General features: G+C 71.2%; 12 protein-coding genes. 1 reads left to right on the top strand and 11 read right to left on the bottom strand.

The window, feature by feature from the left end; all coding sequences use genetic code 11:
* Positions 1–178 precede the first annotated feature (178 nt).
* The 5 genes from ACZ4VA_RS08115 to ACZ4VA_RS08095 form a co-directional block, all read right to left on the bottom strand.
* Positions 179–1,771 carry a solute symporter family protein gene (locus tag ACZ4VA_RS08115; RefSeq protein ID WP_468080408.1) on the bottom strand — a complete coding sequence of 531 codons (1,593 nt, stop codon included), beginning with the start codon at positions 1,769–1,771 and terminating at the stop codon, positions 179–181.
* Positions 1,768–2,334 carry a DUF485 domain-containing protein gene (locus ACZ4VA_RS08110; protein WP_468080406.1) on the bottom strand — a complete coding sequence of 189 codons (567 nt, stop codon included), beginning with the start codon at positions 2,332–2,334 and terminating at the stop codon, positions 1,768–1,770. Before ACZ4VA_RS08110 ends, ACZ4VA_RS08115 begins: the two co-directional genes overlap by 4 nt.
* 68 nt (positions 2,335–2,402) lie before the next feature.
* On the bottom strand, positions 2,403–3,086 hold the full coding sequence (locus ACZ4VA_RS08105; protein ID WP_355779769.1) for a response regulator transcription factor: 684 nt from the start codon (positions 3,084–3,086) through the stop codon (positions 2,403–2,405).
* Positions 3,083–4,234 (bottom strand): sensor histidine kinase, encoded by a 1,152-nt coding sequence (locus ACZ4VA_RS08100; protein ID WP_356242073.1) that lies wholly within the window; start codon positions 4,232–4,234, stop codon positions 3,083–3,085. Before ACZ4VA_RS08100 ends, ACZ4VA_RS08105 begins: the two co-directional genes overlap by 4 nt.
* A 699-nt stretch (positions 4,235–4,933) precedes the next feature.
* Entirely contained in the window at positions 4,934–7,057 is a 2,124-nt protein-coding gene (locus tag ACZ4VA_RS08095) for a DNA gyrase/topoisomerase IV subunit B (RefSeq protein WP_355790977.1), read from the bottom strand.
* A 440-nt stretch (positions 7,058–7,497) separates the two neighbouring features.
* Here ACZ4VA_RS08095 and ACZ4VA_RS08090 point away from each other — a divergent pair, with 440 nt between their 5' ends.
* Positions 7,498–7,725 (top strand): DUF7455 domain-containing protein, encoded by a 228-nt coding sequence (locus ACZ4VA_RS08090; RefSeq protein ID WP_355790980.1) that lies wholly within the window; start codon positions 7,498–7,500, stop codon positions 7,723–7,725.
* Between the two features lie 355 nt (positions 7,726–8,080).
* Here the strand turns inward: ACZ4VA_RS08090 and ACZ4VA_RS08085 are convergent, their stop codons facing one another.
* From ACZ4VA_RS08085 to ACZ4VA_RS08060, 6 genes are all read right to left on the bottom strand, one after another.
* On the bottom strand, positions 8,081–8,896 hold the full coding sequence (locus ACZ4VA_RS08085; RefSeq protein WP_355790983.1) for a S1 family serine peptidase: 816 nt from the start codon (positions 8,894–8,896) through the stop codon (positions 8,081–8,083).
* Positions 8,897–9,098: 202 nt separating this feature from the next.
* Positions 9,099–10,640, bottom strand: a complete 1,542-nt coding sequence (locus ACZ4VA_RS08080; protein WP_355787280.1) for an RNA polymerase sigma factor — start codon at positions 10,638–10,640, stop codon at positions 9,099–9,101.
* A 405-nt stretch (positions 10,641–11,045) separates the two neighbouring features.
* The gene (locus ACZ4VA_RS08075; RefSeq protein ID WP_355787277.1) at positions 11,046–11,933 is read right to left on the bottom strand and encodes a FadR/GntR family transcriptional regulator; all 888 of its coding nucleotides are present in this window, start codon (positions 11,931–11,933) and stop codon (positions 11,046–11,048) included.
* 162 nt (positions 11,934–12,095) lie between these two features.
* Positions 12,096–13,856, bottom strand: coding sequence for an ABC transporter ATP-binding protein (locus ACZ4VA_RS08070; RefSeq protein ID WP_356243841.1), 1,761 nt, complete (start codon positions 13,854–13,856; stop codon positions 12,096–12,098).
* Positions 13,857–14,238: 382 nt separating this feature from the next.
* Complete coding sequence (locus tag ACZ4VA_RS08065) at positions 14,239–14,997, bottom strand: NUDIX hydrolase (RefSeq protein ID WP_355794163.1); 759 nt, start codon at positions 14,995–14,997, stop codon at positions 14,239–14,241.
* Between the two features lie 130 nt (positions 14,998–15,127).
* Positions 15,128–17,332 (bottom strand): glycogen debranching N-terminal domain-containing protein, encoded by a 2,205-nt coding sequence (locus ACZ4VA_RS08060; RefSeq protein ID WP_389390260.1) that lies wholly within the window; start codon positions 17,330–17,332, stop codon positions 15,128–15,130.
* Positions 17,333–17,414: the final 82 nt, after the last annotated feature.

Raw genomic sequence — 17,414 nt, 5'->3', positions numbered from 1 at the left:
GTCCGACGCACGCCTAAGCGCCGCCCTGCATACGCCCGCGTGCCGTCCGGCATCCCCGTACCGGCGTCGGCACACGCACGCGTGCCGCCCCGTGCGCGCCCCGCGTGCCTTCCGGCATCCCGGTACCGGTGTCCGACGCCAGGAATGCCCCCTCCGGGGTACGCGCCCGGCGGGGCCCTCAGACCGCTCCGGCCCCGGTGAGGGAACGCACCTCGGTCTCCGCGTGCTTCGCCTCGTCCGGGGGCTCCGCCGAGGTGACCGTGCCGAGCCAGCCCGCGAGGAATCCGAGCGGAATCGAGATCAGGCCGGGGTTCTGCAGTGGGAAGTACTGGAAGTCGACGCCCGGGAACAACGACTCCGGGCTGCCCGACACCACCGGCGACAGGACCACGAGGAGCAGCGCCGGGACCAAGCCGCCGTACACCGACCACACCGCCCCGCGCGTCGTGAAGTTCCGCCAGAACAGCGAATACATCAGCACGGGGAGGTTCGCGGAGGCGGCCACCGCGAAGGCGAGGCCGACGAGGAAGGCCACGTTCAGGTCGCGGGCCAGCAGCCCGAGTGCGATGGCGACCACGCCGATGCCGACCGCCGCGGCGCGTGCCACGGCGACCTCGCTGCGCGGTCTCGCGTGTCTGCGTCTGAGCGAGGCGTACAGGTCGTGGGCGACGGACGCGGAGGAGGCGAGCGTGATGCCCGCGACCACCGCGAGGATCGTCGCGAAGGCGATCGCGGCGACCACCGCGAACAGCACCGTTCCACCTGTGGAGCCCGCGCCGCCGCCCAGGTCGAGGGCGAGCAGGGGCATGGCGGTGTTCCCGGCGGCGTTCGACCCGCGGACCACGTCGGGCCCCACGATCGCGGCCGCACCGAACCCGAGGACGATGCTCATCAGGTAGAACCCGCCGATGAGTCCGACCGCCCAGACCACGGACCGGCGCGCCGCCCGCGCGGTCGGCACCGTGTAGAACCGGGACAGGATGTGCGGCAGACCGGCTGTGCCGAGGACCAGGGCGAGTCCCAGGCTGATGAAGTCGAAGCGCGCGGTCCAGCTCCCGCCGTACTTCAGTCCCGGTGCCAGGAACGCGTCACCGTGCCCACTGCGCGCGGCCGCCGTGCGGAGCAACTGGTCGAAGTCGCCGTGGAAGCGCACGAGTACGAGCACGGTCAGCACGACCGTGCCGCCCAGGAGCATGACCGCCTTGACGATCTGGATCCATGTGGTGGCCCGCATCCCTCCCATCGACACGTAGATCACCATGAGTGCTCCGACGCCGATCACCGTCCAGTTCCGCGCCGCCCCGCTCGTGCCTCCCAGCAGCAGCGCGACCAGGCTGCCCGCACCGACCATCTGCGCCACCAGGTACAGAACGGACACGGTCACCGAGGAAGTTCCCGCCGCGATCCGCACCGGCCGCTCGCTCATGCGGGCCGCCACCACGTCGGCCAGGGTGAACCGGCCGCAGTTGCGCACCAGTTCGGCGACCAGGAAGAGGACCACGAGCCAGGCCACGAGGAAGCCCACGACGTAGAGCAGCCCGTCGTAGCCGAAGAGTGCGATGAGTCCCGTGACGCCGAGGAAGGACGCGGCCGACATGTAGTCGCCTGAGATGGCAAAACCATTCTCCATCGGGGAGAACAACCGCCCGCCGGCGTAGAACTCCTCGGCGGAGCCATGACGGTTGCGGCTCACCCACGTGGTGATCCCCAGCGTCACGGCCACGAACACGCTGAACAGCAGCAACGCCAGCGACTGGTGGTGTCCCGTCACCGCTGCCCACCCCCGGCGCTCCGCGTCAGCTCCTGGGTGTCCCAGCGCAGATCCAGCGCGGCCCGGTCCCTGCGCAGCCGGGCGTGACGGGCGTACGCCCAGGTGAACAGGAAGGTGGTGAGGAACTGCCCCAGCCCCGCCAGCATCGCCACGTTCACCGCGCCCGCCACGGGGCGCGCCATGAGCCCCGGCGCGGACGTCGCGGTGACCACGTAACCCACGTACCAGGTGAGGAAGACGGCGACGCCCGGGAACACGAACCGGCGGTACCGGCCGCGTACCTCCTGGAAGGCCGCACTGCGCTGCACCTCCAGGTAGACCTCGGCCGCGCCACGGGATACGGGCTCGCCCTCCCGGCGTACGGCGGGCTCTACGGGAGCGGGCGCGCCAGTGCTGTCCAACTCGCCCCAGCCGGACGCCAACGCGTCGTACCAGGGGTCGTCGTAACCCACGTTTCCGGTCTCCACCGGCTGCGCGGGGACACGTTGACGCCCTTCGTGGTCCTCGGACGGACTCTCAGGACCCTCCCCGCGCAGGCGGGGACGACCGTTCCTTGACTGCATGCCCAAGGATGGGCAGAACGGGAAGATCCCGGACTCTTCAATCCATGGTCTTCACTCCATCAGGTGACTCACGCCCCCGGTGGGCGCACCAGGCCCTTCCCATAGGCGTAACGGACCGCCTGCGCACGGTCCTTGAGCCCGGCCTTGGCGAACAGGTTGTTGATGTGGGTCTTCACGGTCGCCGTGGACACGTGCAGCTTGCGGGCGATCTCCTGGTTGGCGAGACCTTCGGCGATCAGCACCAGCACCTCGACCTCCCGTGCGGTGAGCCCGTCCGGCGCCTCGGGTGGCCGTGCCGGTTCCCGCTCGGGCTCCGACAGCCGCTCCAGCAGCCGCCGTTGGATCCCGGGCGACAGGCCGGCCTCCCCGGACAGCACGCTCCGCACCGCCCGTACGATCTCGTCGCCGCCCGCGTCCTTGGTGAGGTATCCGCGGGCGCCTGCCCTGATCGCGGGGAACAGCGACTCGTCGTCCGCGAACGTGGTGAGCACCACGACCTGGGTGCCGGGGTACCGGGTCCTGATCCGCCGGGTCGCCTCGACCCCGTCGCACCGGGGCATCCGCAGGTCCATCAGCACGACGTCCGGGGACAGTTCGGCGACCAGGGCCACGGCCTCGTCCCCGTCGCCCGCCGCGCCGACGACCTCGATCCCGGGCAGCAGGCCGAGCAGCATGACGATGCCCTCACGCACCACTGTCTGGTCGTCCACCACCAGGACCCGCGCCGGCCCGCCGCCCGGCTCCCCGGTCATACGGGCACCTCCAGCGTCACCAGGAACCCCTCCTCCTGCGGCCCGGCTTCAAGTGTGCCGCCCAGCAACTCGGCGCGCTCCCGCATGCCCAGCAGACCGTACCCGGCACCGCTGCCGGACATCTCCCCCGGCGAGCCTCCCGAGTCCCGGATCGCCAGCCGCACTTGGCGGTCCCCGTAGTCGAGGCTCATGTGGACCCTGGCGCCACGCGCGTGCTTGCGGACGTTCGTGAGGGCTTCCTGCGCGACCCTGCGCACCGCCTGTGAGGCCTCCGCGGGCAGGAGCCGTCTCTCCCCCGACACCGTGAGGTCCGCTCCGTCCTGCGTGGCGACGAGCTCGCTCAGGAAGTCCTCCAGCGGGGACATCTCGCCGCGCAGGGCGGAGAGCGCCTGCCGTGTCTCGGCGAGGCCTTCCCGGGCCATCCCCCTCGCCGCCACCACCCGTTCGAGAATCCGGTCCTGTCCCGCGCCCCGCTCGATCAGCAGCCGGGCCGCCTCCAGGTGCACGAGCTGGGCGGAGAGGCTGTGCGCCAGCACGTCGTGGATTTCCCGAGCGATTCTGGTCCTCTCCGCGAGCGCGGCGGACTCCGCCTCGGCGACACGCGCCGCCCGCTCCTGGGCGAGCAGCCGCTGGGCGTTGCCGCGCGCCTCGGCGTCGAGCCGCAGGACGTACCCGCCCAGGGCGAGACCGGCCGCCGTCGTCAGGGTCGCCGTCCAGTCGTCGTTGTCGGCCACCGCGTACGCACCGAGGGCCGCGGACATCGCGGGTAGCGCGGCCGCCAGAGGCAGGCGCTCGATGGCGCTGACGGCGCACGCGCACCACAGCACCAGTGCCGGGACCCGGAAGCCGGTGGCCTCGGCCGTCGTCGCGACCGCGAGCAGCAGCGCGAACAGTCCGAGGGACGGCAGCAGACGGTGTTCCAGCGTGGTCCGGAAGAACGCCCAGGCGGACAGGGCGCACAACACGACTCCCAGTACCGCCACGGCAGCGGCCCAGCCTCGCGGGCCCCCGTCCGCGAACGTCGTCCACAGCAGGGCGGCCAGGGCGATGAGCCGTACGGTCCAGGCCAGCGCGCGCCGGGGTGTCGGCACTCCTGCCCGGGACAGCGCCTCACGGGAGGGCCAGCGCGTCCACGCGTTCCCCGTCACACGCGCCCCTTCCACGCCGCCCACGCAGTGCCGTCACCGTACGGGTCGTTCCCGGCACGACATCGGCCACGGAGACCGGCCCGCCGAACCAGAACGACGCCCGCGACGATCAACAAGGCATTGATCAACCCCGAGATACGGGCCGCCGTGAGTACCGGCAGCGGGCGCTACCGACGCCACCGACCCTACGGAAACGGCCACCTCGGCAGATCAACCCCGGGGTGGATCAACGATGGACTCACTCCACCCCCGGGTGGACACCCCGTCCGGACCCTCGGGCGCATCAGCACCCGACGCTGTAGTGGACGTAGGGGTGGGACGGCGAACCCGGCGCCAGCGGGGAGCCGCCTGCGCCCACCCTCCCCCATCGCCCCGAACGGCACGCATGCCCGCAGCTGAGGCGGGCGGACGACCGCCCGCGGCCAGGGTGGGCGCCGCGCCCCTCACCTCACGCATGCCCGCAGCCGACACGGCGGGTCGGCGCCTCGCCCCAGCCGCTCAGGGCCCGCAGTCGCCATCGCACCGAAGGGGCCGTGCCGGTACATCAAATGGCCGTCGAGACGGGGACGTACCCCACCGAGGAACGCTGGTGACGGAGGCCCACACCAACTACCGACGGCCGGATGTACCGGCACGGCCCCGACCCACCCACCGGACCGACAGCGCCCGACGCCCTCCAAGCCGAACAGCCCTCGACACCTACGCGTCGATACGCGACCGGTCCAACGTCGCCGCCGAGCTGGAGATGAACTCCTTGCGCGGTGCCACGTCGTTCCCCATGAGCAGGTCGAACACCTGCTCGGACGCCTCCAGGTCGGAGATGTTGATCCGGCGCAGCGTGCGGTGGCGCGGATCCATCGTCGTCTCGGCCAGCTGGTCGGCGTCCATCTCGCCGAGGCCCTTGTACCGCTGGATGGAGTCCTTGTAGCGCACGTTCTTGCGCTGCAGCTCCAGCAGCGTCTCCCGGAGCTCACGGTCCGAGTACGTGTAGATGTACTTGTCCTGCCCCTTCTTGGGCTGACTGAGCTCGATCCGGTGCAGCGGCGGCACCGCCGCGAACACCCGCCCCGCCTCCACCATGGGCCGCATGTAGCGCTGGAACAGCGTCAGCAGCAGGCACCGGATGTGCGCCCCGTCCACATCGGCGTCGACGAGGAGAATGATCTTCCCGTAGCGCGCCGCGTCGATGTCGAAGGTCCGGCCGGACCCCGCCCCTATGACCTGGATGATCGCGCCGCACTCGACGTTCTTCAGCATGTCCGTGACGGACGACTTCTGGACGTTGAGGATCTTGCCGCGGATCGGCAGCAGCGCCTGGAACTCGGAGTTCCGGGCGAGCTTGGCGGTGCCCAGCGCGGAGTCGCCCTCGACGATGAAGAGCTCGCTGCGCTCGACGTCGTCGCTGCGGCAGTCCGCGAGCTTGGCTGGCAGCGAGGAGGACTCCAGAGCCGTCTTCCGGCGCTGGGCGTCCTTGTGCTGGCGGGCCGCGATGCGCGTACGGGCGGCGGAGACGGCCTTCTCCAGGACGACCCGTGCCTGCGCGGCCGTGTCCCGCTTGGTGGAGGTCAGGAACGCCTTGAGCTCCCTGGAGACCACGTTGGTCACGATGCGGCGGGCAGCGGAGGTACCGAGCACCTCCTTGGTCTGCCCCTCGAACTGAGGTTCGGCAAGACGCACGGTGACGACAGCCGTCAGGCCCTCCAGGGCGTCGTCCTTGACGATGTCGTCCTCGGCGACGCGGAGCAGCTTCTTGGCCCGCAGGACTTCGTTGACCGTCTTGGCGACGGCCTGCTCGAAGCCGGCGACGTGGGTGCCGCCCTTGGGGGTGGCGATGATGTTCACGAACGACTTGAGCGTCGTGTCGTAACCGGTGCCCCAGCGCAGGGCGACGTCGACCCCGAGGTCACGGGTGACCTCGGTGGGCGTCATCTGACCGTGGTCGTCGAGGACCGGGACCGTCTCCTTGAAGCTGCCCTGCCCTGAGAAGCGCAGGACGTCGCAGACGGGCTTGTCGTTGGCGAGGTACTCGCAGAACTCGCTGATGCCGCCGTCGAAGCGGAAGGACTCCTCGCCCTTGCTGCCGCCCTCACCGAGGCCGAACTCGTCACGGACGACGATCGTGAGCCCCGGCACGAGGAAGGCCGTCTGGCGGGCCCGCTGATGCAGGTTCTCCAGGGAGAGCTTGGCCTCCTTGAGGAAGATCTGGAGGTCGGCCCAGTAACGGACGCGCGTGCCGTTGCGCGCCTTGGGGATCTTCTTGGTCTTGCGGAGGCCGCTTCCCGCGTCGAACTTCGCGTCCGGGCCCGCACCGGCGAAGGCACCCGGCACACCGCGCCGGAAGCTGATCGCGTGCGTGTGGCCGTTTCGGTCGACCTCGACGTCGAGGCGGGCGGAGAGCGCGTTCACCACGGAGGCGCCCACACCGTGCAGACCGCCGGAGGCCGCGTACGAGCCGCCGCCGAACTTTCCGCCGGCGTGCAGCTTGGTCATGACGACCTCGACACCGGAAAGGCCGGTTTTGGGCTCGACGTCCACGGGGATGCCGCGGCCGTTGTCCCGCACTTCCACCGAGGCGTCGTCGTGGAGGATGACCTCGATGTGGTCGCAGTAGCCCCCGAGGGCCTCGTCGACGGAGTTGTCGATGATCTCCCAGAGGCAGTGCATCAGGCCGCGACTGTCGGTCGAGCCGATGTACATACCGGGGCGCTTGCGTACGGCCTCGAGCCCTTCGAGGACGAGCAGGTGCCGCGCGGTGTAGTTGGAACCGTCCCGGTCTGCTCCGGTCAGCAGCGCTGTGGACGGCACGGACGTCTCGGCGGTCACGCGGTTCGCTCCTCGCTGAATTTCAGATGGTGGCCTTTTGGGTAAGGGCCCGGCTTGGTTCGCCGCTCAGAGGGTACCGAGGCCTGGTAGAGCCGTTGTAGCGCCACCCTCGTCCGAACTTAGACTAGTCGAGAGTCGCATAGGTGTTCGATCCCTCGATGGAGTGAAGTACATATCACGTTCCCTTCGAGGCATGAACCATTTAGGCTCCGGGCACGTCCTCATGAACAACCCGGCAAGCCAGCCGGGAGGACCGACACTGACAGACAACGCGAACCCGTAAGACGCGAACCACGTAATACGGCACATTCGCCGCCAACCGGCAGCAGACAGCCACCTCGGAAAGAAATTTTCGAGGAGAAGCCACGAGCGGGAACGTTTTCGGCCTGGTTGGATGTTGACCCTGGTACGACAGCTCGTCGAGCTAGAGAAGAGGCGACGTGACTACTGTTCTGACCCCCGCGAGCCCGCTGACGGCCGCTGACCGCTGCGACCGTTGCGGCGCCCAGGCATATCTGCGCGTCGTCCTCCTGAGCGGCGGAGAACTGCTCTTCTGCGCCCACCACGGTCGCAAGTTCGAGCCGGAACTCAAGAAGATCGCCGCTGAGATACAGGACGAGACGGAGCGGCTGACGTCCGTTCCGACAGTCAGCGACGAAGATCGCTGACTTTCGCGTCGACGACGAGCGAGTGCCGGCATCAGGCCGGTCCACGGGCGACCACCCCCTCGAAACGGGGAGTGGCCGCCCGTACTCGTACCGCGACGCACCTCGTTCCCCCCCCAGCCGTCGAGCCCACAGACGGGCTCGGCACCCCAGCCACCCCCAAGCAGCCGGACCGCCACGGCCTAAGCGACCCCCAGGCCACTGGACCGGCTCAGCAGCGACCGGCAACGATGAGCATGCCGAGCGCGCCTGGCCACGAGTCCGGTGAACCACAGGGCCGCTGAAGCATGAGCCCGCTGAGCGCCGAGCTCGCCGGGTCGCAAGCCCGCCGAGCCCGTCAGCACACCCAGCCGGGGCCTCAGCGCCCTCCGAGCCGCCGTACGGCGTCCGACACCCGCGTGTACACGCCGGGGCTCCCCGCACGCCCGCAGCCGCTCCCCCAGGAGACCAGCCCGATCAGCCGTCCCTGGGCGACCAGCGGACCGCCGCTGTCCCCCTGACAGGCGTCCCGTCCGCCCCTGACCTCTCCGGCGCACAACATGGAGGCCGCCCGGTACGTCCCGTCCGAGCTGCCCGGGTAGGCCTCCTCGCAGGCCGCGTCGGGCAGCACCTTCACCCGAGCCGCCCGCAGACCGCCCGCGTAGTCGCCTGCGCCCGTGGTGTCGCCCCAGCCGTAGACCTCGGCGACCGTCCCGGGGGCGTAAGCGGGATCGCCCTTGGGCGCGGTGGGGATGACGTAGCTCTCGGGCAGGGGGCTGGCGAGAGTGAGCGTCCCGAAGTCACCGGCCTTGGTGCGATGGTCGTAGTCGGGGTTCACCCAGGTGTCGCGGACCTGGATCTCCTTGCCGGCGTCCGAGGTCAGGTTCCCCCGGCCCGCGATGACCCTCAGGTCCCGGACCTGCTGCGGCGGCGCCCCGAGCACGTCCTCGCTCAGGCAGTGGGCCGCGGTCAGCACGGTGGACCGGCCGATCACCACGCCCCCGCAGAACTGCCCCGCCCGCGTACCTCCGAACCGGTCACGGCTGGCCAGCGCCACCGTCCAGGGGCTCTGGGAGATCTCGACCGGATAGCCGCCGATGACGACGTTGTCGGGGGCCGCGTGGGCGGGTGACGCCAGCGGTATCACGGCCGCCGTGGCCGCCAGGGCCAGGACTCGGGCGAAGGGACGGCGCATGCGCTCTCCTCACTCAGGGGTGGTCGTGGAAGACCCAGAGTGATCCAGCGGGGACGGACCCGCACCCCGCGCACACGCACGGAGGACACTCGCACATACGCGTGGACAGGAACCCGCCCGGATGACCGGAGGAGGCACGCCCGGACACGTCGAGGGCCCGGCTCCGTGAGGAGCCGGGTCCTGGGAGACGTACGGCCGAGGCCTAGTCCAGGTAGTCGCGCAGGACCTGCGAACGCGACGGGTGGCGCAGCTTCGACATGGTCTTGGACTCGATCTGGCGGATCCGCTCGCGGGTCACGCCGTAGACCTTGCCGATCTCGTCGAGGGTCTTCGGCTGACCGTCGGTGAGACCGAAGCGCATCGAGACGACGCCCGCCTCGCGCTCCGAGAGGGTGTCCAGGACGGAGTGCAGCTGCTCCTGCAGCAGGGTGAAGCTGACCGCGTCGGCCGGGACGACGGCCTCGGAGTCCTCGATGAGGTCACCGAACTCGCTGTCGCCGTCCTCGCCGAGCGGGGTGTGCAGCGAGATGGGCTCGCGACCGTACTTCTGGACCTCGATGACCTTCTCGGGGGTCATGTCGAGTTCCTTGGCCAGCTCCTCCGGGGTGGGCTCGCGGCCCAGGTCCTGGAGCATCTGGCGCTGGACGCGCGCGAGCTTGTTGATGACCTCGACCATGTGCACCGGGATACGGATGGTGCGGGCCTGGTCGGCCATCGCTCGGGTGATCGCCTGACGGATCCACCAGGTGGCGTACGTGGAGAACTTGTAGCCCTTGGTGTAGTCGAACTTCTCGACCGCGCGGATCAGACCGAGGTTGCCCTCCTGGATCAGGTCCAGGAAGAGCATGCCGCGGCCGGTGTAACGCTTGGCCAGGGAGACCACCAGACGGAGGTTGGCCTCCAGCAGGTGGTTCTTGGCGCGGCGCCCGTCCTCGGCGATGATCTCCAGCTCGCGCTTGAGCTTGGGGGCGAGCTTGTCGGCGTTCGCCAGCTTGTCCTCGGCGAACAGACCGGCCTCGATGCGCTTGGCGAGTTCGACCTCCTGCTCGGCGTTGAGCAGCGGGACCTTGCCGATCTGCTTGAGGTAGTCCTTGACGGGGTCGGCGGTGGCACCGGCGACGGCGACCTGCTGGGCCGGTGCGTCGTCCTCGTCGTCGTCGGAGAGGACGAAACCCTTGTTCTCGGTCCCTTCCTCTTCCTCCTCGCCGGCCTTGACGGCACCGGCGGTCTCCTCGACCGCCTCGTCGTCGACCAGCTCGGCGTCGTCCTTCTTGGACGTGGTCTTCTTGGCCGTCGCCTTCTTGGCGACGGTCTTCTTCGCGACGGCCTTCTTGGCGGTCGTCTTCTTGGCGGCAGCCTGCTTGACGGACGCGTCCTCAGCCGGCTCGTCCGCGGTGGGGGCCGCCGGGGCAGTGGTGGCGGTGGCCTTCTTGGCCGTCACCGTCTTCGCCGCGACGGTCTTGGTCGCGGTGCGCTTGGCCGGACTCTTCGCTGCGACGCTCTTTCGGGTGCGCTTGGGCTCCGCGGCACTGACCATCAGCGTCACACCCTCTTCCTCGAGGATCTGGTTGAGGCTGCGCAGTACGTTCTTCCACTGAGTGGCCGGAATCTGGTCAGCTTCGAAGGCCCGACGCACGTCATCGCCGGCGATCTGCCCCTCAGCCTTTCCCCGCTCGATGAGCGCCATGACAGAGACGGACTCGGCGATCTCCGGCGGGAGCGTACGGGATGTGCTGGCCGACACGAACAACCTCTCGGAACGTTGGAAAACGGCTTCCGGCCCCGTCCGGTACGGACAGGAGCCGACGACCGCCGACTTGGGGATGGGCCGACGGCGCGGGCGGGGGCCGGGAAGATGCACAGCGCCATGAACGGCGTCCGTATTCCTTCCTCGGCTGTCACCTCTTAGGTCATCGCGTGGTTCCGAGGAGCGTTACGCCCAATCTGCGTGGCCCGAGTCACACCCCGTAAGCACACAAAAGCGGCCGAATAATGTCAGAGGTGGTCATTCTGCGGGCTTCTCGGCCCCTCGCGCCACCGGACCCCGTCGATCCCTGGGGATCCGACGGGGTCCGGCGCGAACTGGGGCGCCGGCCGTGCGATGCCTGTCGTGGACACCCGCCTTCGGCCGCGCCACGCCTGGTGCGCGTCAGTGCTCGCGCGGCGCGGGCACCACACGCTCCACCTCGGGGTGGACGGTGAGCAATTGGCGCATGGCGGCCTCGGCCGCCGCTCCGTCGCTCGCGGCGAGGGCGTCGACGATCCGCGCGTGGTACGACAGCGAGGCCTCGGTGGGCCGGTCGCAGCCGGTGACCGGGTTCCCTGCGACCTGGAGCGCGGCCGAGACGATGCCCGAGAGGTGCTCCAGCATGCGGTTGCCGGCGACCTGGATCAGGAGGGAGTGGAACTCCGCGTCGGCGCGGGAGAAGGTGAGGGCGTCACCCTGCGCCATGGCGTGGCCCATGATCTCGATCATGTCGCCGAGGCGCTGCTGCACCTCCTCGCGCCCGTGTCCCGCGGCCAGGCGCGCGGCAAGCGGCTCGATCGTCCAGCGCAGCTCACTGAGCTCGCGGCGCTGGTCGTCGCGCTGCGGCCCGAAGGCCCGCCATTCGATGATGTCCGGGTCGAGGAGATTCCAGTCGCTGACCGGGCGCACGCGCGTGCCCACGTTCGGCCGCGCGCTCACGAGGCCCTTCGCCTCCAGGACGCGGAGCGACTCGCGGACGACGGTGCGGGAGACCTCGAATCGCTGGCCGATCTCCTCGGGAACGAGCGGGCGGTCCGCGCCCAGGTCGCCGGAGACGATCATCTGGCCCAGCTGCTGAACGAGTTGGCCGTGCAGTCCGCGGCCGCGACTGCCGGCGGCGCGCCGGCCCACGCGGCCGAGCTCCGGCTCCGAGTGCTCCCAGGCGGGAATGCCTACGCGGTCGACACCGGGGGCTTCGGCGTAGGGGTAGCGGTCGAGTTCGCCCGGGCCGGCCAGGCCGGAGTCTGCGGAGCGGGCGGCGGTCATCATGGTGTGCGCAAGGGTACTCACGGATCTTTTGTCGGCGCCCCGTTCAACTCCCTTGAGGTCTTTGGTGAAAAGCACACGAAAGGGTGATCGCTCACCCCGTCGCAATTGACGCCTTATCGGAAAGAAATGAGCGTTCCCCGGGGAGTTGTGTGCAGCGCCGGAAGGGAAGGGTGCCGATGGTCGTCATCGGACCCTGCCGCGCAGGGTCGTGAGCAGATATGCGCAGAGCAGAGCGGCCAGCGACAACGTGAGGGCGCCGCCGACGGGTTGGGCCACCGCCTTCGCCCCGGCCGCCAGAACACGCTCTCCGCCGAACGGCCACTGCGACAGCAAGTGCTCACGCAACCGCACGGAGAAACCGGCCGTGGACCGCACAGACGGACCCTCCACGGCCTTCTGTACGAGTGGTACGACGAGGATCGGAACCGTGAGCACGGCGGCGAGGCCCGCCGTCGTGGACCGGAAGACACCGGCGGCCAGCACACCGGCCCAGGCGCATCCCACGACGACCCCGGCCCAACTGACGGCCAAGGCAGGCCAGTCGGAGGGGACTCCGGCAAGTTCTTGGCCGTACAGGAGGTAGAGCGCCTCGAAGTCGCAGGCGACCGTGAGGAAGGCGAGGGCCAGCGCCGTGGCACCGCTGACGAGGAGTTTGGCGACGAGCAGGCTCATGCGCCGGGGCACGGTTCCGCGGTCGGCGGCCAGGGCGGGATGCCGGAACTCCTCGCCGAAGGCGATCGCGCCGAGCAGTCCCGCGCCGAGCGCCGCGGGCGGCAACGGGAACTCCCTCGGCCACGCGGCGAGCAGTCGCGCCTGCGGAGTGTGCCCGATCCGGGCCAGCAGAACGGAGACGAGCGCGGAGGTGACGAGTACGGCGGCTGCGGTGAGATATCCGGTGCCGACCCCGGCGGCGCGGCGCAGTTCGTAGCGCAGTGGTCGCAGCGGGCTCGGTGCCTGGCGGACGCTGATGGGCGGTGGCAGGGGCGACGAGGCGCCGTCGTCCGCGTCCAGCACCTCGACGGGCCGTGACTCACCGCTCCCGCGCCCCTCGTCGGCCGGTTCGGCACTGGGCCCCATGTCGCCGATCTCGTCGGCGAGTTGGTGGACGAGGATGCCGTGCCGGAAGGCGGTCTCGCCGACGTCGGCACACGCGCTGCCGTACACCGAGAGGCGGTTGCCGTCCTCGTGGACGACCTCCACGGAGCGCTGGGTCGCCCGGGCCTCCTTGGCGAGCAGGACGCCGAGCCGGGCTGCGTGCGGGCTGCGGACGGCGACCCGGGGACGCAGCCGCGTGCGGGCGAAGTCGGCGACGTCCTGGTCGGCGAGGAGCTTCCCCTCGGCCAGCGTGACGACCCGGTCGGCCGCCCCGGCGGCCTCCTTGGGGTCGTCGGTGGTGAACAGCACGGTGCCGCCCTGTGCGGCGTGCGCCCGCAGGATCTCGTGCAGCCAGCGGGCCTCGCGCGTGGCGAGGCCCGCCGCGGGGCCGTCGAGGACGAGCGTGTGCGGGTCGGCCAGCAGTGCGCACGCGAGGCCGAGACGTCGGTCCATTCCCCGCGAGAGAGTGCCCAGGCGCTCGTCACGCAGGCTGACGAGGCCCACGACTTCGAGGACTTCGTCGGCCCGGCGCATGGGCACGCCGGCCGCCGCGCACAGCATGCGCAGATGCCCCCGCACGCTGCGGGACGGGTGACCGGGCACATCGCCGAGGAGAACGCCCACTTCACGCGACGGATGGGCGATGCGGTGCAGCGGCCGACCTCTGAAGTAGGCGATTCCGCGGCCCTGTTGGAGTTCGAGCATGAGTCTCAGGGCCGTCGTCTTGCCTGCGCCCGGTGCTCCGAGGAGCGCCGTCACACGGCCCGCGTGTGCCTCGAAGGAGACGTCGTCGAGGGCGGGGGGTAGCTCCTTGCGAGGGTTGCTGGTCAGTCCGATGGCCTGGATCACCCTGAGCAAGATAGCGGTACATTTCCCGTTTTCCGGGCACCTCGGGGCGCGCTAGGAGCCGACTTCGCCCGTCTCCGGCCGCGTCTGCGGGGGTCGGCTGCGGCCAGCGGTCCCGGACCTTCTCGTCTCACGCGCGGAAGCCGACGCGCCCCGGGGGCCGCCGCTCTCGCCCGACGACCAGGTCAGGCCCCGGGGCGCGCTACGAGCCGACTTCGTCCATCTCCGGCCGCGCCTGCCGGGGGCGGCTGCGGCCGCCGGTCCCGGGCCGCTCATCGCGCGCGGCCGAAGTCGTCGTGACCAGCCGAGGCCGCCGCTCCCGCCGCCGCGTCGACCTGCCCACCTACGCCTTCACCCGCCGCCGCTACCCGACGGCCAGGTCAGGTCACACCTCGGGGCGCAGCATCGGCGGGTTGAGCAGCGTGGCGCCACCCGCGCGGAAGAGCTGCGCGGGGCGGCCGCCCTGCCGGGTGGTCGTACCGCCGGTGGGCACGAGGAAGCCCGGCGTGCCCGTCACCTTGCGGTGGAAGTTACGCGGGTCCAGCGCCACACCCCACACGGCCTCGTACACCCGGCGCAGCTCACCGACGGTGAACTCGGTCGGGCAGAAAGCGGTGGCCAGTGACGAATACTCGATCTTGGACCGGGCGCGCTCCACCCCGTCCGAGAGGATCTGGGCGTGGTCGAAGGCGAGCGGGGCCGCCTGCTCGCCGTCCCGGCCGTAACCGCCCTGCTGCAGCAGCTCCTCGACCGGCGCCCAGCGGGCGCTGTTGGCGTCACCGCCCGCCCGGGGCGCAGGCAGGTCGGGGGCCAGCGCGAGATGAGCGACGCTGACCACGCGCATCCGCGGGTCGCGCTTGGGGTCGCCGTAGGTCGCGAGCTGCTCCAGGTGTGCGCCGTTGTCCTGCGCCGGAGCCGAGGGGTCGTGCGCGCACAGCCCGGTCTCCTCGACCAGTTCACGGGCCGCCGCCTGTGCGAGGTCCTCGTCGGACCGCACGAAGCCGCCCGGCAGCGCCCACCGCCCCTGGAACGGCTGCTCGCCCCTCCTTACCGCCAACGCGCACAGGGCATGGCGTCGTACGGTCAGCACGACCAGGTCCACGGTCACGGCGAAGGGCGGGTAAGCCGACGGGTCGTAGGGCATGCCGCGATCATAGTCGTCTGCCTGACGATAAACACTCCCTTCGTCGGTCGCATCCATGGCTGATCCACTGCGCTGCGACACGTGTTCCAGAGGCCCCCGCAGCCGCCCTCCCGCGTCACGTCGCGCCAGCTCACGCCCCCAACTGCAGCCCCTCTGCCGCTTCCTCGACCATGGCGACGCCGAGCCGGCTGACGCGTACGGAGAAGGGCGCGCCCGCCACACGCAGTCCCGTGAGCCCGATCTCCCCGAGGGGCGCGCTGCTCATGGGACGAAGCGTCACCGTCCCGGCCGGGGCGTCGGGCCGGATCCCGGCAAGCGAAGTGAGCAGGAGCACCCCGGCGGCAGCGGCGGTGGCCGCCGGACGGCAGGCTGCGGGGTGCGGCAGCGGGGCACCGTCTTCCCTGCGCTGCTCCCCCGCGTACATCTCGGGCAGCCGGTGGCCGAAGGTCTCGGCGGCCGCCAGCACGCCCCGCAGCAGCGAGCCTGCCTCCCTCTCGTACCCGGCCGCGGCCAGCCCCGCGACCGCGACGGCGGTCTCCTGCATACGCACGGCTCCGCCTCGATGCCCGAACGGGTTGTACGCGGCTTCCTTCGCCCCGAGGCTGCGCAGCCCCCAGCCCGAGTCCATGGCCGGACCGCCGAGCAACCGGGCGAGCTGCTCGGTCTGCATTTTGTCGAGCAGCCCCGCGGCGGAGGTCCCGGCGCCGAGCAGACCGGTGTCGAGGAGGTGCGCGGCGCCCGCCCCCAGGTGGGGCACGAGGCGCCCGTCCGGCGCACGGGCCGCCGCCGGCCTGCCGCCTCCCCGGTCCTCCAGCCAGAAGTCGGTGCGGAACGCGCGGCGCATGCTCTGGGCCCACTGCCGCAGCCCCGCGCCACCCGGCCTGTCGTAGGCATCGAGCAGATCGGCGCCGAGGAGGGCCGCACGGTGGGCATAGGCCTGTGTCTCGCAGCGCAGTGGTCCGCCGGGGTGGGGGTCGGGCAGATAGGTGCCGTCGCCGACGGTGGTCCGCAACCACTGAAGGCAGCCCTCGGCCGCGGGCAGCAGTTCCTCGGTCTGCTGGTCCGGAAGACCCCATCGCCGGGCTTCCGCCAGAAGCACGGGGAACAGGAGTGTCGCCTCGGTGGACGTGCAGCCCGGTGGCAGATGCGGGCCGGCGTCCCTGCGCGGTCCCGGGATCATGCCGGACTGGGGCCCAGGACCGCCGAGTTGAGTGCGCGCGAGGGACCTCAGGGTGCCCGCGGCGAGCCGGGTGCCGAGCGGCAGCGTCATGCGTGCCGAGACGAGGGCCTCCGCGGGAGCCATGCCGCAGCGCCAGGGGGCTCCGCCGGCGAGGAAGACGTCGGAGGGGTGCCCCGGGTCGCGCAGCAACAGTGCTTCGAGGTCCTCGACGCAGGTGTCGAGCAGTGCCTGGGCCCTGGCGTCGTCGCCGGTGGCCCCGGCCCTGGCCAGCGGGCTCGGCGCACCCCGGCCAACCGCTCCGCCGGGTCCCGCACCGTCCATCCGTACTCGCAGCTCCATGGTCAGTGTGCCGCCGGGCGGAAGCTCCACCTCCCAGCGCAGCAACCCCGCGGACGCCAGCGCGTCGGTGGGCTGCGGCTCGGCCGTGACCGTCGCCGAGCGGCCGCCTGCCGCCGACCAGCGCAGGCCGGAGGCGTGGACGCTCGCGGGCAGTTCCGGTCCCGCCCCGCCGGAGGCGATCGCGCCGAGCTCCGCGAGATCCGTCCCCAGGGCCACCTCCACCGGCAGGCGCAAAGGGCGGCGGGCCGAGCTGTGCAAGGTGATCCGCTCCGTGCCGTCGGCGCTCCTGGTGCGCTCCACGATCACGTCGGGGTCCGGACCACCGTCGGGAGACGCCCGCAGCGTCCCCACGAACCGGGCTCGGTCGGCGGCGGTCATCCGGGCCTGTACGGCGAGTGGTTCCCGGCCGGCCACCCGGACCTGGCAGCGGGAGAGCAGACGCCGGCCCGCCCGGTAGAACCCGTCCAGCCCCTGGCCCGTCAACTGTCCCTGATCCGTGGAGATGGCCAACCCCGGAAGCGAGACGCAGACCAGCGCGGCGTGGGCGGGCGGGAGCTCCGGGGCCCTGCGCGGTGTGGGCAGGGGCAGGGACGCTCTCGAAGCGACCAGGCCGACCGTGCCGGGAGGCCGCGTCGACGGGTCCGTCACTCCCGGCTGCCGAGTCGACAAGTCGGCTCCGGTGTCTCGCTGCGTCGCCGACCTGCCCGTGTCCTCGAACGTGGGCGGTGGGACACCCGCGCGTGTGGAGGGACGGGTGGGTGAGTGAGGGGACGGACGGTCGCCGTCGGGGGTGGAGGACGGGGTGGACAGCGGCATGGGGCGGCTTCTCCTGCGCTCGGTACGCCTGGGGCACGCTCGGTGCCAGGTGGCGGGCTCCGGATGACCGTGGACTGTGCGG

This window comes from Streptomyces sp. NPDC028308, from assembly GCF_055565855.1.
The sequence above is the reverse complement of the archived record's forward strand: the minus strand, read 5'-3'. Positions and strand labels throughout refer to the sequence as shown.

Excerpts from the sequence above, each read along its gene's own strand:
- ACZ4VA_RS08110 (WP_468080406.1), bottom strand. The coding sequence starts at position 2,334 with ATGCAGTCAAGGAACGGTCGTCCCCGCCTGCGCGGGGAGGGTCCTGAG.
- ACZ4VA_RS08105 (WP_355779769.1), bottom strand. The coding sequence starts at position 3,086 with ATGACCGGGGAGCCGGGCGGCGGGCCGGCGCGGGTCCTGGTGGTGGAC.
- ACZ4VA_RS08085 (WP_355790983.1), bottom strand. The coding sequence starts at position 8,896 with ATGCGCCGTCCCTTCGCCCGAGTCCTGGCCCTGGCGGCCACGGCGGCC.
- ACZ4VA_RS08065 (WP_355794163.1), bottom strand. The coding sequence starts at position 14,997 with ATGCCCTACGACCCGTCGGCTTACCCGCCCTTCGCCGTGACCGTGGAC.
- ACZ4VA_RS08060 (WP_389390260.1), bottom strand. The coding sequence starts at position 17,332 with ATGCCGCTGTCCACCCCGTCCTCCACCCCCGACGGCGACCGTCCGTCC.